The 15348-nt window shown below is 62.6% G+C and carries 15 protein-coding genes; 4 read left to right on the top strand and 11 right to left on the bottom strand.

All coding sequences use genetic code 11. The features are described from left to right. Positions 1–5 precede the first annotated feature (5 nt). Positions 6–695 (top strand): tRNA (guanosine(46)-N(7))-methyltransferase TrmB, encoded by a 690-nt coding sequence (locus tag AAFN84_RS00960; protein ID WP_347512476.1) that lies wholly within the window; start codon positions 6–8, stop codon positions 693–695. A gap of 30 nt (positions 696–725) precedes the next feature. Here AAFN84_RS00960 and AAFN84_RS00955 read toward each other — a convergent pair whose 3' ends face one another. Both AAFN84_RS00955 and AAFN84_RS00950 read right to left on the bottom strand, forming a co-directional pair. Then, complete coding sequence (locus AAFN84_RS00955) at positions 726–890, bottom strand: hypothetical protein (RefSeq protein WP_347512474.1); 165 nt, start codon at positions 888–890, stop codon at positions 726–728. Positions 891–1012: 122 nt separating this feature from the next. Further along, positions 1013–1828, bottom strand: a complete 816-nt coding sequence (locus AAFN84_RS00950) for a tetratricopeptide repeat protein (RefSeq protein WP_347512472.1) — start codon at positions 1826–1828, stop codon at positions 1013–1015. Positions 1829–2233: 405 nt separating this feature from the next. Here AAFN84_RS00950 and AAFN84_RS00945 point away from each other — a divergent pair, with 405 nt between their 5' ends. The 3 genes from AAFN84_RS00945 to AAFN84_RS00935 all read left to right on the top strand — a co-directional run bounded on the left by AAFN84_RS00945 (position 2234) and on the right by AAFN84_RS00935 (position 4889). Beyond that, positions 2234–3610, top strand: coding sequence for a leucyl aminopeptidase family protein (locus AAFN84_RS00945; RefSeq protein ID WP_347512471.1), 1377 nt, complete (start codon positions 2234–2236; stop codon positions 3608–3610). Between the two features lie 71 nt (positions 3611–3681). Next, complete coding sequence (locus AAFN84_RS00940; protein WP_347512469.1) at positions 3682–4032, top strand: MarR family winged helix-turn-helix transcriptional regulator; 351 nt, start codon at positions 3682–3684, stop codon at positions 4030–4032. Then, complete coding sequence (locus AAFN84_RS00935; protein WP_347512468.1) at positions 4029–4889, top strand: NlpC/P60 family protein; 861 nt, start codon at positions 4029–4031, stop codon at positions 4887–4889. Before AAFN84_RS00940 ends, AAFN84_RS00935 begins: the two co-directional genes overlap by 4 nt. 11 nt (positions 4890–4900) lie before the next feature. Here AAFN84_RS00935 and AAFN84_RS00930 read toward each other — a convergent pair whose 3' ends face one another. From AAFN84_RS00930 to AAFN84_RS00890, 9 genes are all read right to left on the bottom strand, one after another. Next, positions 4901–5851: a glyoxylate/hydroxypyruvate reductase A gene (locus AAFN84_RS00930; protein WP_347512467.1), complete on the bottom strand. Its 951-nt coding sequence runs from the start codon at positions 5849–5851 to the stop codon at positions 4901–4903. Between the two features lie 22 nt (positions 5852–5873). Further along, a complete protein-coding gene (locus AAFN84_RS00925) occupies positions 5874–7502 on the bottom strand; it encodes an ABC transporter ATP-binding protein (RefSeq protein ID WP_347512466.1) in 1629 nt (542 codons plus the stop codon). Beyond that, positions 7499–7891 carry a type II toxin-antitoxin system VapC family toxin gene (locus AAFN84_RS00920; RefSeq protein WP_347512465.1) on the bottom strand — a complete coding sequence of 131 codons (393 nt, stop codon included), beginning with the start codon at positions 7889–7891 and terminating at the stop codon, positions 7499–7501. Before AAFN84_RS00920 ends, AAFN84_RS00925 begins: the two co-directional genes overlap by 4 nt. Further along, positions 7888–8136, bottom strand: coding sequence for a type II toxin-antitoxin system VapB family antitoxin (locus tag AAFN84_RS00915; RefSeq protein WP_347512463.1), 249 nt, complete (start codon positions 8134–8136; stop codon positions 7888–7890). Before AAFN84_RS00915 ends, AAFN84_RS00920 begins: the two co-directional genes overlap by 4 nt. 49 nt (positions 8137–8185) lie before the next feature. Then, positions 8186–9337, bottom strand: a complete 1152-nt coding sequence (locus AAFN84_RS00910; RefSeq protein ID WP_347512462.1) for an ABC transporter permease — start codon at positions 9335–9337, stop codon at positions 8186–8188. Next, the gene (locus tag AAFN84_RS00905; RefSeq protein WP_347512461.1) at positions 9337–10425 is read right to left on the bottom strand and encodes a microcin C ABC transporter permease YejB; all 1089 of its coding nucleotides are present in this window, start codon (positions 10423–10425) and stop codon (positions 9337–9339) included. The genes AAFN84_RS00910 and AAFN84_RS00905 overlap by 1 nt, the downstream gene beginning before the upstream one ends. A gap of 68 nt (positions 10426–10493) precedes the next feature. After that, complete coding sequence (locus tag AAFN84_RS00900) at positions 10494–12374, bottom strand: extracellular solute-binding protein (protein WP_347512460.1); 1881 nt, start codon at positions 12372–12374, stop codon at positions 10494–10496. Then, complete coding sequence (locus AAFN84_RS00895) at positions 12371–14215, bottom strand: extracellular solute-binding protein (protein ID WP_347513758.1); 1845 nt, start codon at positions 14213–14215, stop codon at positions 12371–12373. Before AAFN84_RS00895 ends, AAFN84_RS00900 begins: the two co-directional genes overlap by 4 nt. Positions 14216–14408: 193 nt before the next feature. Then, complete coding sequence (locus tag AAFN84_RS00890) at positions 14409–15308, bottom strand: cytochrome c family protein (protein WP_347512459.1); 900 nt, start codon at positions 15306–15308, stop codon at positions 14409–14411. Between the last annotated feature and the right edge of the window lie 40 nt (positions 15309–15348).

The following is a 15348-nucleotide window of genomic DNA, read 5'->3' as shown; positions in this document are numbered from 1 at the left end:
AGCCGATGAGACGCACGCGAGCGACGGAAGCATTCTTCGGCCGTCGTCACGGCAAGTCTTTGAGCCCCGCTCAGGAGGACGCCGTTGCCCGGCTTTTGCCGGAGTTGAAGCTCGACCTTTCCCAGCCTTCGCCCACCGATCTGCAAGCGCTGTTCGGTACCGATGTCGAAGGGGTGCGGCTGGAAATCGGATTTGGCGGCGGCGAGCACCTGCACCATGAGACCGGACGCTATCCGCGTGTCGGTTTCATCGGTGTCGAGCCCTTCGTCAACGGAATGGCGAAGCTTGCCTCTCGCCTGCAGCAGGAGCCGAGGCCAAACCTTCGGCTCTACGACGACGACGCGACGCGGCTGCTAGACTGGCTGCCAACTGCATCGCTCGACGGGATCGACCTGTTCTATCCCGACCCATGGCCGAAGAAGCGCCACTGGAAGCGACGTTTCGTCAACGCGGCCAATCTGGATCGATTTGCGAGAGTACTCAAGAGCGGCGGCGTGTTCCGCTTTGCGTCCGACATCGACACCTATGTCGACTGGACGCTTCTTGCCTGTCGCGCTCATGACGCGTTCGGATGGCGGGCGGTGACGTCCCGCGACTGGCACGAGCCCTATGAGGGCTGGCCGGGCACCCGCTATGAAGCGAAGGCCTTAAGGGAAGGCCGGCGACCAGCCTACCTGACGTTCGTGCGCCAGTAGGCCAGTCAGCCGCGCAGGCTGGCTGCCTGCTTAGAAGCGCTTGATGGCGCGGAACTGGACCGGGTCGATGCCGAGACGCAGGAGATCTGCATCCCTGGCGCGACGGTGTTCACGCGTGGCCGCCGAGACGGCGAGTGCGCTTCCCACTATGTCGAGGAACTCGGAGATTCCCCTCGTCAGATGTCTTGTTGCCATGACCGTTGCTTCGTTGATTGTGCGATGCAACATAGGTAGGTGGCGGGCGTGGCTTTAGCCAGACGCGATTTCGCATGGCCGCCATGCGTTTTTGTGCACCGCAGCATCAGCAGGGCGATACGTCAGTCGGTGTTGTTTTCCTCGCTTCGCAGCTCATTCCAGGAATTCTGCTGGGAAAGCATCGAGCGCAGGTAGGCCACGTTGGCGGTCGCCTCTTCAGGCGACAGTTCCTGGCTCGCAATCGTCTCGGCTTCATCGAACCGGCCCTGGAGGCCCACGACGAGGGCAAGGTTCTGGCGTACGCGGCTGTCTGCGGCAGGCGAGTCGATTGCCTGCCGCATGTAGGTCTCGGCGGTCTTGAGATCGCCTTCCAGGAGATGCGACATGCCAAGGTTCGACAGCACGGAGGGCTCCCCCGGCTGCAGGTCTAGCGCCCGCCGGTAGAGCTCACGCGCCTCGGCGTAGTTTCCCAGTTGATCGAGAATGGCGCCTTCCGCAGACAAGAGCTTCCAGTCGGGATATTCAGGCGTCTGCGCGCGGCGCACGGCGTCCAGTGCCGGTTCCAGTTCGCCGGCGGAGGCCAGTGCCTTACCATAGGCGGCAAGCACCTGACGCTCGCGGGGATAGTCGATCGCAAGTTTGCGCATCACCGCCAGAGACTGGTCCGTGCGGCCGTTCATCTGCAGCACCGCCGCATAGCGCATGGCCACGTTGATGTCCTTCGGGTCGCTGGCATAGGCCTTGCCGAGCGATTCGGCGGTCGAGGCGAGTTGCTCGGAAGACATCGATGCGATCGGTTCTGAGCCGCCGCGATTGATGGAGCCCGTCTTGATGCGGTCGGTGTTGGCACAGCCCGCCAGCGCAGCGGCCAGGATCGCCGAAGCCGCAATCGCTGCGAGGCGTCGTTGTTTCCCATTCGTGTCGCGGATGGACGGCATTTGACCCCGGCTCTCCCTGCTAATTCGTGCCCCTTCGGGCTGCATATCGCAGGGCAGAAGTATTCCGTTAACCCTAATGGAGCGTTAACGCCGGGCATGCCGGGTTGCCAGCGGACGCAACCGAAATGGGCCGAAACGCATTGGGATAATGCTGCGGGCCGCGTCAACCGGGCATGGCGGTACGGCGAACAAAGGGATTTTCCCGGTTTCTCCCCTTGGCCAACGAAACGGCAGACGAGCACCTGTCCCGCCCGGCCCGCAGTCGCCCCGCCTCACAGGCCGTGCGCGTATTCGGCAAACGTTTCACGCGCATCTGGCGTCGAACACGATCTCGCTTTAAACCCCTGATATCACGTGAAAGCTGAAGCGCATTCTCGTCCGTGCGCGCGTCTTGGGGAACATCGAATGCCGCTTCAACTGACAGCAAAGCCCACCGCCGCTTCTTTGCCCGTGTACATCGTCACCAAGGAAGCCTTCGCGAACGTCGACATCGGCGAACGCTCCAGGGCATGGGCGGAAGCGAACGGCTTTCATGGACAGGAAGGCCGCGTTTTGATGCTGCCCGGGGAAGACGGCGGCATAGCCGGCGCACTGTTCGGCGCACCTGCGGACCACAGCGGGTTCTCTGGCCTTGCCACCGGCACGCTGGCAAGGCAGTTGCCGGCCGGCGACTGGCATTTCGCCAACGCCCCGGATGACGCCGATCTTGCGATGCTCGGGCTGATGCTCGGCTCCTACGCGTTCTCGCGCTATCGCAAGCAGGATGGCAGCGACATCTCGTTCGCGGCGCCGAAGGGAGCCGGCATCGACGCGGTCAACCGCCGCGCCGACGGCGTCTTCCTCACGCGCGACCTGATCAACACTCCGGCCAGCGACATGGGGCCGGATGCCCTCGAAGAAGCCGTGCGCACCCTGGCGAAGCGCCACAAGGCCACCGTGAAGGTGATTTCGGGAGACGAGCTTCTCAAGAAGAACTTTCCCATGATCCACGCCGTCGGCCGCGCCGCAGCACAGGCACCCCGCCTGATCGACCTGACATGGGGCCCTCGAAGCGCCCCCAGGGTGACGCTTGTGGGCAAGGGCGTCTGCTTCGACACCGGCGGTCTCGACATCAAGCCTGCGTCCGGCATGCTGCTGATGAAGAAGGACATGGGCGGCGCCGCCAACGTGCTCGGGCTCGCCTCGATGATCATGGCGGGCAAGCTGAACGTACGATTGCGGGTTCTGATACCGGCGGTCGAGAACGCCATTTCCGGCGATGCATTTCGTCCCGGCGACGTGCTGACCAGCCGCAAGGGCATGACCGTCGAGATTGGCAACACGGATGCGGAAGGCCGCCTCGTCCTTGCAGATGCGCTGGCCCTCGCCGACGAGGATGAACCGGCCCTTCTCGTCGACATGGCGACGTTGACGGGTGCTGCACGCGTTGCACTCGGGCCTGACCTGCCCCCATTCTTCACCGACGACGACGCACTTGCCGCCGCCTTGGCGGCTGCCTCGCAGAAGGTCGCCGATCCGTTGTGGCGCCTCCCGCTGTGGGCGCCCTACGACAAGAAGCTTTCGTCCAAGATCGCCGACTTCAACAATGTGACGTCGGACGGTTTCGCCGGTGCGGTAACGGCGGCCCTGTTCCTCAAGCGGTTCGTGGACCGGACGGCAAGCTGGGTCCACTTCGATGTCTTCGGGTGGAGCCCGATGGAGCGGCCACACTGCCCGGTCGGCGGCGAAGCCCAGGGCATTCGCGCGATCGAGGAAGTCCTTTTGCAGCGCTATGGCGGCTGACGCTTGCGCACGGGTCCGTTTCGCGCTTGAATGAAACGGAACCGAAACGATTTCCTTTCGTGTGGATGAGTATGGCGATCGCGATGCGTCCCAGCCAGTCGCTGCGGCTCTGGCAGCAGGTGAACCTGGCCGAAGTGCATGGGGGAATGCACGACCTGACCATGCGCCAGATGGCAATCCTCCTGACGGTCTATCTGGATTCACCGCCGCACACTGTGCGCGGCTTGGCGGCAAAGCTGAACGTCACCAAGCCGGTGATCACTCGCGCCCTCGATACGATGGGCGCGCTCAAACTGGTCTCGCGCCATCGCGACGAGACCGACAAGCGCAACGTGCTCGTCAAGCGCACGGTCGAGGGCTCCCTGTTCGTCGAGCGTTTCGGCGACGTAGTGATCGGCAAGGCATCGGAGTTGCCACTGTGAACGAACTCGACCGGCGGCTGCACGCCTTCAGGCCCGACCTCGCCGACGCACGCCTTAAGGGGAAAACGGACGCGCGGCGTTATGAGACCGGCCGTGGCGGACGTGTCTGCGTGCCGGTGCTCGACGTGAAATCCGCGCCACGGCCCGATGCCGGCATCGACACCCAGCTCTTGATGGGCGACGCCGTCACGGTCTTTGAGGAGGCTGAAGGCTTCGCCTGGGTGCAGGCAGAGCGCGACTCCTATGTTGGCTATATCTCGTCTGCCGGGCTCGACCATCATGCGTCCAGCGCGACTCATGTCGTCGTCGCGCCCCGCACCTTCGTCTATCGCGAACCGGATATGAAGAAGCCGTCGACGGCGTGCCTGTCGATCGGCAGCCTCGTCGATATAACCGGCTCTGCTACAACACGCGGCACCGACTATTGCCTGCTCGATACCGGCGAGGCGATCGTGGCGACCCACCTGCAGCCGGTCGGCGAGGCTGCGTCCGACTTTGTGTCCGTCACCGAGATGTTGGAATACACGCCCTATCTGTGGGGCGGCACGAGTGCCTTCGGGATCGACTGTTCCGGCCTCGTGCAGCTTACGATGCGCATCGCCGGACGCGACGTCCTGCGCGACACCGACATGCAGGCACGCTCCGTCGGAGAGGTTCTGGACATCGGCGACGAGCTTACAGGCCTCGCCCGTGGCGACCTTGTCTTCTGGAAGGGGCACGTCGCGATCATGCTCGACAGCGAAAACGTCATCCACGCCAACGGCCATACGATGATGGTGTCGAGCGAACCGCTACGGGAAGCGGTAGACAGGATCGGGTACCTCTATGGCCTGCCGACCGGGTTTCGGCGGCCGTAGCGAGCGCGGCCTCAATATCCGGCGCTGCGGTCCACCACGTTCTCCAACTCTTCACCGCGCTCATGGCGGGCAATCTGCTCCAGCATCAGCGGCGCGAGATGGACGGGATCGGAGGTTGCCGCCGCATGGGGAGTCACGAAGACACGCGGATGCGACCATAGCGGGCTCGCCTCGGGCAGCGGCTCCGTCTCGAACACGTCGAGGCTGGCCTCCTTCAGCGTGCCGTCATCGAGCGCGCGCAGAATGTCGGCTTCCTTCTGAAGCTTGCCGCGACCGGCATTGATCAGCACCGCGCCTCCCAGACGATTGTCGCGCCGCAGTCCGCTCAGCAATGCGTGGTCGATGATCCCTTCCGTCGACGCGGTATGTGGCAGCAGCACGACGAGGATGTCGGTCGCGGCCAGAAAGGCGGCAAGCTGTCCCTGGCCGTGAAAACCGGTGACCCTGTCCATTGCGCCTGGCGTCCGCGTCCAGCCATTGACCCGAAAGCCGACGGCCATCAGAGCCTTCGCCGCAGCCCGGCCAAGCTGGCCCAGCCCCATGATGCCGACGGCGACCTCGTCGGCAGCGGGCTGCGGTGGCTCGTCCCACAATTTCTGTGCCTGGAGGTCACGATATGTAAGCCCTTGCCGGTGATGGTCCAGGACGCGCCAGGTGACGTATTCGACCATGTGCTGCGTGAGGTTGTTTGCAACAATCCGCACGATCGGCACCTCGGGCAATTGCGGGTCGTTGAGGATATGGTCGACCCCGGCGCCTAGCGAGAGGATGGCCTTCAGGTTCGGCAGGCCGGAGAGCACGCCGTGCGGGTGCTTCCAGACCACGGCATAGTCGATGGATGCATCCTGTGCGCCGGCGGATTCCAGCACGACGTCATGCTCGGCAGACAACAGATCCACCCAGTGCTGGGGATTGTAACCAGTGACGGAAAGCAGGATACGCCTGCGCAAGGTGCTGGACATGGAAGGCTCCGGCCTGGCTGGTCTATTGGCTCACGACGCCGACCGGCGCGGTGGCAATGTCGAAGGCGGCGGCGATGAGCGCCTTGGTGTAATCGGTTTGCGGATTCTCGAAGATTTGCTCGACCGGCCCGTGCTCGACCACCTTGCCGCCGCGCATGACGACGACGTCGTTCGAGAGCGCGCGCACCACTTTCAGATCATGGCTGATGAAGAGATAGGCGAGTTCATGCTTGCGCTGGAGGTCGCGCAGCAGGTCGACGACCTGCGCCTGCACGCTCATGTCGAGCGCCGACGTCGGTTCGTCGAGCATCACGAAGCGCGGCTTCAGCACCATCGCCCGCGCGATGGCGATGCGCTGCCGCTGCCCCCCGGAAAACTCGTGCGGATAGCGAAAGCGCGTCCCCGGGTCGAGACCGACCTCGTTCAGCACATCCACGACCATCGCGTCACGCTCCTCGGCGGAAAGCTTCGGCTCGTGGATACGCAGGCCTTCCTCGATGATTTCGGAGACCGACATGCGCGGGCTCAGGGAACCGAACGGGTCCTGGAAAACGATCTGCATCTCGCGGCGCAGCGGCCGCATGTCGCGGAACGAATACGCATCGATGTCGGTCTGGCCGAGCCTGATCTTGCCCTGCGAGGAAATCATGCGCGACAAGGCGAGCCCAAGGGTGGTCTTGCCGGATCCGGACTCGCCCACAACACCGAGTGTCTGCCCCGCCTTGACCTCCACGTCGACACCATCGACCGCCTTCACGTGATCGACGGTGCGGCGGAAGAAGCCCTGCTTGATCGGAAACCAGACCTTGATCTGTTCTCCCTTCATGACCGTGGCAGCCGAGGCATCGGCCCTTGGCGGTTGCCCCTTCGGCTCGGCGGCAAGCAAATGCCGGGTGTATTCATGCTGCGGGTTCTCGAAGATTTCCTTTGTCGGCCCGGTCTCGACGATCTTGCCGGCTGTCATGACGCAGACACGATCGGCGATGCGGCGCACGATGCCAAGATCATGGGTGATGAACAGCATCGACATGCCGTTCCTGTGCTTGAGCTTGCCCAGCAATTCGAGGATCTGTGCCTGAACGGTGACGTCGAGCGCGGTTGTCGGCTCGTCCGCGATCAACAGTTCCGGCTCGTTGGCAAGCGACATGGCGATCATCATGCGCTGACGCTGACCGCCGGAGAGCTGATGCGGATAGGCCCCGAGCCGCCGCTCCGGCTCCTGAATGCCGACCTCGTGCAGAAGCTCGAGCGTGCGTTTGCGCGCATCGGCTTCGCCCATGCCCTGATGGATCTTGAGAACTTCGCCGATCTGCTTCTCGATGGTGTGAAGCGGGTTCAGCGAGGTCATCGGCTCCTGGAAGATCATGGTGATCTTGTTGCCGCGCACCTTGCGCAGCGCCCGCTCGTTCTTGCCCAGCAGGTTCTCGTCATGAAACAGGATTTCACCCGACGGATGGCTGGCCGATGGGTAGGGCAGAAGCTTGAGCACCGAGAGCGCCGTGACCGACTTTCCGGACCCGGACTCGCCCACCAGGGCAACCGTCTCGCCGCGTGCGATGTCGAACGACACGCGGTCGACAGCAAGCGTTTCCTTGCCACCCTGGGCGAAGGCCACCGAGAGATCGCGGACAGAGAGGAGAGTTTCGGTCAAAGTGCTGCCTCGACATCGGTCTGGCGGAAATCGTCGCCCTTGAAGAGCAGCGGTTCGCTCCGGGCTTTGGCGAGCGCATAGGCGAAACAGTCACCAAGGTTGAGCTGGGCAGCGTGATTGCCTTTGCCGTAACGCTGGAACGCTTGACGGGCAAGCTTGGCCTGCCGCTCGTTGACGGTCGCAATCGAGACGCCGAGGCGTCCAAGCAGAGGATCGAGAGCCTCGGATAGTTGCGGCATGTCCCCGCGGTCGATTCGCAGTGAAACTTCGAGATAGTTTACCGGGGACATGACAAGTTCGTCCGGTGTTTCACCAATGAAATCGGAAAAGAGCGCTTCGTCCGGCTCCTTCAGCAACATCGAAAGTATCACCGAGGCATCAACAATCACTTGGGCAATCCCCATTCGTCATAAAGGTCGGAGTGATCGCTGGTGATGCCAGGCGGGGGCGGAGGAAGGGAATCGATGATCTCGCGTATTCTGCGCTTCTTTTCCACAACATCGCGGTCTCGTTGAAGCCTCGCAAGCTTCTCTTCGAGAGCATGCTGGATAGCGGATGTCATCGTTTCTCCCGTTTCGGCCGCCACCTGTTTTGCAAGTTTCTGCACTTCCGGGTTCTTGATATTCAGGCCCATCAAGGCCTCCATGGTAGAAAGATCGGCTCTTTATACCACACCCTCCGCCTCATCTGAACGTCTTCCTCGGATCGAAGGCATCCCGGGTGGCCTCACCGACGAAGATCAGCAGCGACAGCATGATCGACAAGGTCAGGAAGCCGGTGATGCCGAGCCAGGGCGCATTGAGGTTGCGCTGGCCCTGCCGCAGCAGTTCGCCCAGCGAAGCCGAGCCCGGAGGCAGGCCGAAACCGAGGAAGTCGAGCGACGTCAGCGTCGTGATCGAGCCGTTGAGGATGAAGGGCAGGAAGGTCAGCGTCGCGACCATCGCGTTGGGCAGCAGGTGCCGGAACATGATCGTGCGGTTGGAGACGCCGAGCGCCCGTGCGGCGTTGACGTATTCGAAATTGCGCGCCCGCAGGAACTCCGCGCGGACCACGCCCACGAACGCGACCCACGAGAACAGCAGCATGATGCCCAGCAGGATGAAGAAGCCGGGCGGCAACACGGCCGCGATGATGAGGATCAGGTAGAGGACCGGGATCGAGGACCAGATCTCGATCACCCGCTGGAAGATCAGGTCGGTCCAGCCGCCGAAATAGCCCTGTACCGCACCTGCGGAGACGCCGATCACCGCCGATGCAAGCGTCAGGATCAGGCCGAAGAGCACCGAAATGCGAAAGCCGTAGATGATGCGGGCCAGCACGTCGCGCGCCTGATCGTCGGTGCCGAGCCAGTTCCAGTTGCCAACCGTGCAGGCGGCATCATCGACGCCCTCGAAATAGCGGCTGCATCGTGTCTCCTCGTCATAGAGCCATGACGGCTTCGCTGGAGCGGCTTCCGGTATGTCGTTGTTGACCGTGCGATAGGAATAGCGGATTGGCGGCCAGACGATCCAGCCATTGGCTTCGATCTCCTCGCTGATGACCGGATCGCGGTAGTCCGTGACCGCGAGGAAGCCGCCGAACTTCTCTTCGGGATAGTCGACCAGCACCGGGAACAGGATCTCGCCATTGTAGGACGCGATGACAGGCTTGTCGTTGGCGATGAACTCGGCAAACAGCGACAGGATGAACAGGACAAGGAAAATCCATAGCGACCAGTAGCCGCGCCGGTTGGCCTTGAAGTTCTGCCAGCGCCGCTTGTTGAGCGGCGATAGCCAGGGCCGCTGCACGGTCTCGCGGGTTTTCTCCACCTCGCCCTTTGCAATGATGTCTGACATCAGACCTCCCTCCGCTCGAAATCGATGCGCGGGTCGATCATCGTATAGGTGAGATCTGAGAGAAGGCTGACCACGAGACCGATGAGAGAGAAGATGTAGAGGGTGGCGAAGACCACGGCATAGTCGCGGTCGAGGACCGAGCGGAACCCCAGCAGCCCCAGCCCGTCGAGCGAGAAGATGTTCTCGATGAGAAGCGAGCCGGTGAAGAAGGCGGAGATGAACGCCCCGGGGAAACCCGCGATGATGATCAGCATGGCGTTGCGGAACACGTGGCCATACAGCACCTGGCGCTCGGACAGGCCCTTCGCCCGCGCCGTGACGACATATTGTTTGCGGATTTCATCGAGGAACGAGTTCTTTGTGAGCAGGGTCGTCGTCGCAAAGGCCGACAACACCATGGCGGTGAGCGGTAGCGCGAGATGCCAGAAATAGTCGAGGATGCGCTCAGGCCAGGAAAGTTCCTGCCAGTTCTCCGACACCAGCCCTCGCAGTGGGAACCAGTCGAAGAACGAACCGCCGGCAAACAGCACCATCAGCAGGATGGCGAACAGGAAGCCGGGGATCGCATAGCCGATGATGACGATGCCGCTCGTCCAAACGTCGAATGCCGAGCCGTCCTTGACCGCCTTGCGGATGCCGAGCGGGATCGAGATCGCATAGGAGATGAGCGTGATCCACAGGCCCAGCGAGACCGATACCGGCATCTTCTCGATGATCAGGTCGATGACCGAGATGTCACGGAAATAACTCTCGCCGAAATCGAAACGCGCATAGTCCCAGATCATCGAGAAAAAACGCTCGAGCGGCGGCTTGTCGAAGCCGAACTGCTCCTCGAGCTGAGCAATGAAAGCGGGGTCGAGTCCCTGTGCGCCGCGATATTGCGACTGCCCCTGGCTGTCGAAGTTCTGGCTGAGGTCCGAGCCGCCCCCGGATATCCGGTCCAGCGAACCGCCGTCGCCGGTCATCCGTGCGATCACCTGTTCCACGGGGCCGCCCGGTGCGAACTGTATCACGATGAAGGAGATTGCCATGATGCCGAACAGCGTCGGGATCATCAAAAGCAGGCGTCGAAGGATATAGGCGCCCATTCAAGTCCTACTGGATCGCATGTTGAACATGTCGTCGTCGACCTTCCCTATCGCATCGCAAGCTTGCGTCAACCGGACATGCCCGTGGCCTCGACCTGATCCGGCCGCGTCCACCACGTGTCGAGGACGCCGGTGTCGTAGCGCGGCTTGGTTGCAGGACGGTCGTAGTGATCCCAGTAAGCGATCCAGCGCGTCGCCTTGTGCCACTGGAATATGAAATAGTGCTCCGCCCGCAGCACACGATCCATCGCGCGATTGGCCGCGGTGAACTCGTCTTGCGTCTCCGCTTCGATGATTGCATCCAGGATGGCGTCGATTGCCGGATTGGCGACGCCGGCAAGATTGTAGGAACCAGGCGATGCGGCACTGCTCGAACCGAAAATCTGCCTGATGAACCGATCCGGATAGAGCGGCATGGTGTAGCGCGCCACGGTCATGTCGAAATCGAAGTCGCGCACGCGCAGCGAGTATTGCGAGGCATCGACGACCCGATAGGTCGCGTCGATTCCCAGTTGCCTCAGATTGCGGATGAACGCGTTGTGGTGCGGCTCGAAGGAATTGTCGTCGTCGAGGAACTCGATCGACAGTTGCTCGCCGGATGGCAGCAGCAGCCGCCTGCCCTCCAGCTTGCAACCGGCCCGCGTGAAGAGTTCCAGCGCCTGCCGCGCCTTGGCGCGATCGCGGCCGGATCCGTCGCTGACCGGCGCGACATACGGCTCTACGAAGGCTGCGGCCGGAATGCTCTCGCGAAGCGGTTCGAGGATCGCCAATTCAGCCTCGCCCGGCAGTCCAGAGGCCTCGTAGTCCGTCTTTTCGTAGAAGGACGACGATCGCTCGAAGGAGTCGTACATAATGTTGGCGTTGATCCACTCGAAATCGAACAGCAAGCCGATCGCCTGTCGAATGAGCGGATCGGAAAATTTCTCCCGCCTCGTGTTGAAGAACCATGCCTGACCACCCGACGGAACCTCGTCGGGCAGTTCCTCGCGTTTGACGCGTCCGTCCTGGATGGCCGGGAAATTGTAGTCGACCGCCCAGTTGCGCGACGTGAACTCCTCGCGAAACAGCACCTTGCCGCCCTTGAATGCCTCGAAAGCGGCGTTGCGGTCGCGGTAGTAATCGTAGCGTATGCGGTCGAAATTGTACCGGCCACGCATCGTCGGATGATCGGCGCCCCAGAAATCCTCGACGCGGTCGAATTCGATGTAGGAGCCGAAGGCGAAGTTGTCGACACGGTAGGGCCCCGAGCCGAGGGGGCCCTCCGACAGCGACGCGGTGAACTCGCGCCCCTCCCACCATGCTGCGGAAAAAATCGGACATCCCGCGACGATCGTCAGCACGGTCGACATCCCGGTATCGGGTGCGAGACGGATCGACACCGTCGCCTCGTCGAGGGCCTCGACGGATTCGATCTGCCGCAGATCGCTTGCAAGATTCTCGTGGCCCGAATCGCGCAGCGTCGTCAGCGAGAACACAACGTCCTTTGCCGTGATAGGGCTGCCATCATGGAATTTCGCGCTCGGGTTGATCGGGAATGTGAGGGCCAGCCTGTCGGCGCTCAGCGTCACGGACTCGGCTGCATAGGCATATGCTGCTCCGATCTCGTCCGACGCGCTCTGCATCAGCGACGCGAAGGTAAGCGGCATTCCAAACGCGCCATTGCCACGCAGCACATACATGTTGAGCGTGTCGAAGGTGTTGAAGCTCTGGTTGTAGGCGCGCGAAGGCGACATGGTGATGATGCGCCCGCCCTTGGGCGCATCCGGGTCGACGTAATCGAAATGCGGGAAGCCAGCCGCACGCTTGAGGTTTCCGAACGCCGAAAGCCCGTGCAGCGGCGTGTCCGTCGGCGACTGCGCGAGCGCGTCGCGCATCAGCAGCGGGACACCCGCCGTTGCGCCTGCCAGAAACAGGAAACGGCGCCGCGACAGGTCCTGCCGGTCGGTCATTCGGCGTCCTCATCGGCATATTCCTCGTCGATGACGGCTTCCCGATCCTGGAGAACCCACCATGAATCGATGTCGACGCCGACATAGGCCGGCTGTTCTTCCGGTATGCCGAACTTGTTCCAGTGCGCGACCCAGATCTCGGAATTGTGGTATTGCGGCACGTAGTAGTAGCCCCACAGCAGCACGCGATCGAGCGCATGGGTGGCGGCGACCAGTTCTTCACGGTCCTTGGCGAAGATGATGCGGTCGACCAGCTTGTCCACCGCCGGGTTCTTGATGCCAGCATAGTTGCGCGTGTCGGGAAGGTCCGCAGCCTCGGAACTCCAGAACTCGCGCTGCTCGTTGCCGGGCGACTGCGACTGCATGACGATGCCGGTGATCACGTCGTAATCGTAGTCCCGAACACGGTTCACATACTGGCTGGAATCGATGATCCGAAGCGAGGCGTCGATGCCCAGCCGCCTGAGCGTGTTGATGTAGGGGCCGGTCGTGCGCTCGGAGTCGGGGTTTGACGATAGGAACTCGATCCTGAACGGTTCACCGTTCTCGTTGACGAGTTGCCGCCCCTGCGGCGTCCAACCGGCCTCGGCCAAGAGCTGCGATGCCCTGCGCAGATGATCCCGCGACGTCTGCGGGGTGTCGTGGACCGGCAGCGTGAACGGCTCGGTGAACACCTCCGGCGGCACCTCGTCGCGAACCGTCTCGAGAATCTCCAGCTCCAGCCCCTCGGGAAGGCCGCTGGAAGCCAATTCGCCTCCCTCGAAGAAACTGTCCGTGCGCTGGTAGAGATCGTGAAACTGAAGCCGGTTGAGACTTTCGAAATCATAGGCAAGCGTCAGCGCCTGGCGAACGCGGCGATCCTGGAATTGCGGGCGGCGCGTGTTGAGCACGAAGCCCTGCATCGGTTCGCCGGAATTGCTCTGGAACGTCTCCTTGACAACGTCGCCACGCTCGAAAGCCGGAAAATTGTACTCCGTTGCCCAGCGGCCTGCGCGGTTCTCGACGCGGATGTCCTGAAGCCCGCCCTTGGTGAAGGCCTGCCATGCGGCGTTGTCGTCCTGGATATAGGTGTAGCGACGACGGTCGAAATTGTTGCGTCCGATATTCACTGGCAGGTCGGCTGCCCAATAGTCTTCGACGCGTTCCCAGGTGATGTCTGCGCCGGGACGGAAGCTCTCGATCCGATAGGCTCCCGAGCCAAGCGGCGGCTCAAGGGTTGGCTGCGTCACGTCGCGCTGGCGCCCTTCGGCATCCGTGCCTTCCCACCAATGTTTGGGGAGAACCGGCAGGTCACCCATGATATGCGGCAATTCGCGGTTGCCGGTCTGGTCGAACTTGAATTCCACCTCACGGTCCGAAACCGCCACCGCCTCTGTCACGTTTGCATAATAGCGGTTGTGCATCTGGCTGTGCTCCTTGAGCACGTTGAACGACCAGACGACATCTTCCGCGGTGATCGGTTGGCCGTCGTGCCAGCGCGCGCGTTCGTTGATGCGATAGGTGGCGGAAGAATAGTCCTCGGGATATTTGAACGCGTCGGCGATCAGGCCGTGACTGGTGCCGGGATCGGCCAGCGACTGCTGCATCAGCGTATCCCAGAGAATGCCGCCGAAATAGTTGAGGCCCGCCGCCGCGGTGCCACGCACGATAAACGGGTTGAAGCTGTCGAAGGTGCCGGGAACGACCGAGTTGAGCCGGCCACCTTTTGGCGCGTCCGGATTGACGTGATCATAGCGCTCGAAGGGTGCAGTCTCTGCATCCGCGTTTATCAGCGAAGAGGTACTGCGCCAATCCACCGCGCCCGCGGTCCCGGCTGCGACCAGCAGGCTCGCCGTGGCCATCGCCGTGAGGGTCAGTCTGCGGATGCGCGAAAATCCCATATCGTCCTCGTCTGGCTAAATCTCGTGTCTTTTAGAGTAGCTCTCACGGCGCGGATGGAAACCGCTTTGCCCCGAAAACTTTTGCGTCCTTCTCAGGCTAACAAAAAAGCCGGGCGAAACCCGGCTTTTTCGTGATCTGAAGATTACATCTTCGTCATTCTTGGACAGGGCGCTCCGCTTCGGGCGGCTCGCTGGTGGTCACACCGGCTTCCGGCTCGGGCGAGGCAGACGTGCCATCCCCTTCCGGCGTGGGTTCGATGGGCTCCGCCGGGCTCTCGGCCTCGGTGCCAGGCTCTGCGGCCCCATCCTCGCTTGCCGCAGGAGCAGCGTTATCGCCCGACTCTGGAGCAGCCTCTTCGGTGGCCGGCGCAGCATCCGTGGCCGGCTCGGCGGCCTCGTCTTCAGCAGCCGCCGGTGCGGCTCCATCTTCGCTGGCGCCTTCCTCGGGCGCGGCGGCAGCGCCGTCCTCACCCTCGGCGGGTGCGGCCTCTTCTGCGGCAGCCGGCTCGGGAAGCGGTGCCGGATCATCAGACAGCGAACGCAGGTAGGCGATAACGTCGGCTTCCTGCTCCGGATTGCGGATACCCGCAAAGGCCATCGCCGTGCCCTGGATGTAGGAGCGGGGCGCCCTGAGGAACTCGCTCAGATGGTCGAAATCCCAGACGACCGAGCCGCCTTCGGAGAACTCGCGCATCGCTGCCGAGTAGTTGAAGCCCTCGTGGCTCGCTACCGGGCGATTGACGACACCCCAGAGGTTCGGGCCCGCCATGTTGGGGCCACCCTGCTCGACATTGTGGCAGGCTGCGCACGGACGGAATGCCGCCTGGCCAGCCTCGGCGTCCGCGTTCTGCAGGAGTTCGGCGATCGACGGCCCTTCTTCCTCGACGGCAGCTTCCCCGCCCTCGGGTTCTTCGGGAACCACAATCGCATAGCCGGGTGTCTCGGGTGCATGGCTCGAGAAAATGGAATCGGACACGATGCTGACCGAAAAGACCACGAATACGACCGCAAGAAACGCGCCGATCAGCTTGTTGAGTTCAAACGAGTCCATCATCTACCTAAAGGCTCCCTTGTCCGACCGCACCGTAGCAAGC

Origin of the sequence: Mesorhizobium sp. CAU 1741 (assembly GCF_039839275.1) — a bacterium.
In the GTDB taxonomy this organism is placed as follows: Bacteria; Pseudomonadota; Alphaproteobacteria; order Rhizobiales; family Rhizobiaceae; genus Aerobium.
The sequence above is the reverse complement of the archived record's forward strand: the minus strand, read 5'-3'. Positions and strand labels throughout refer to the sequence as shown.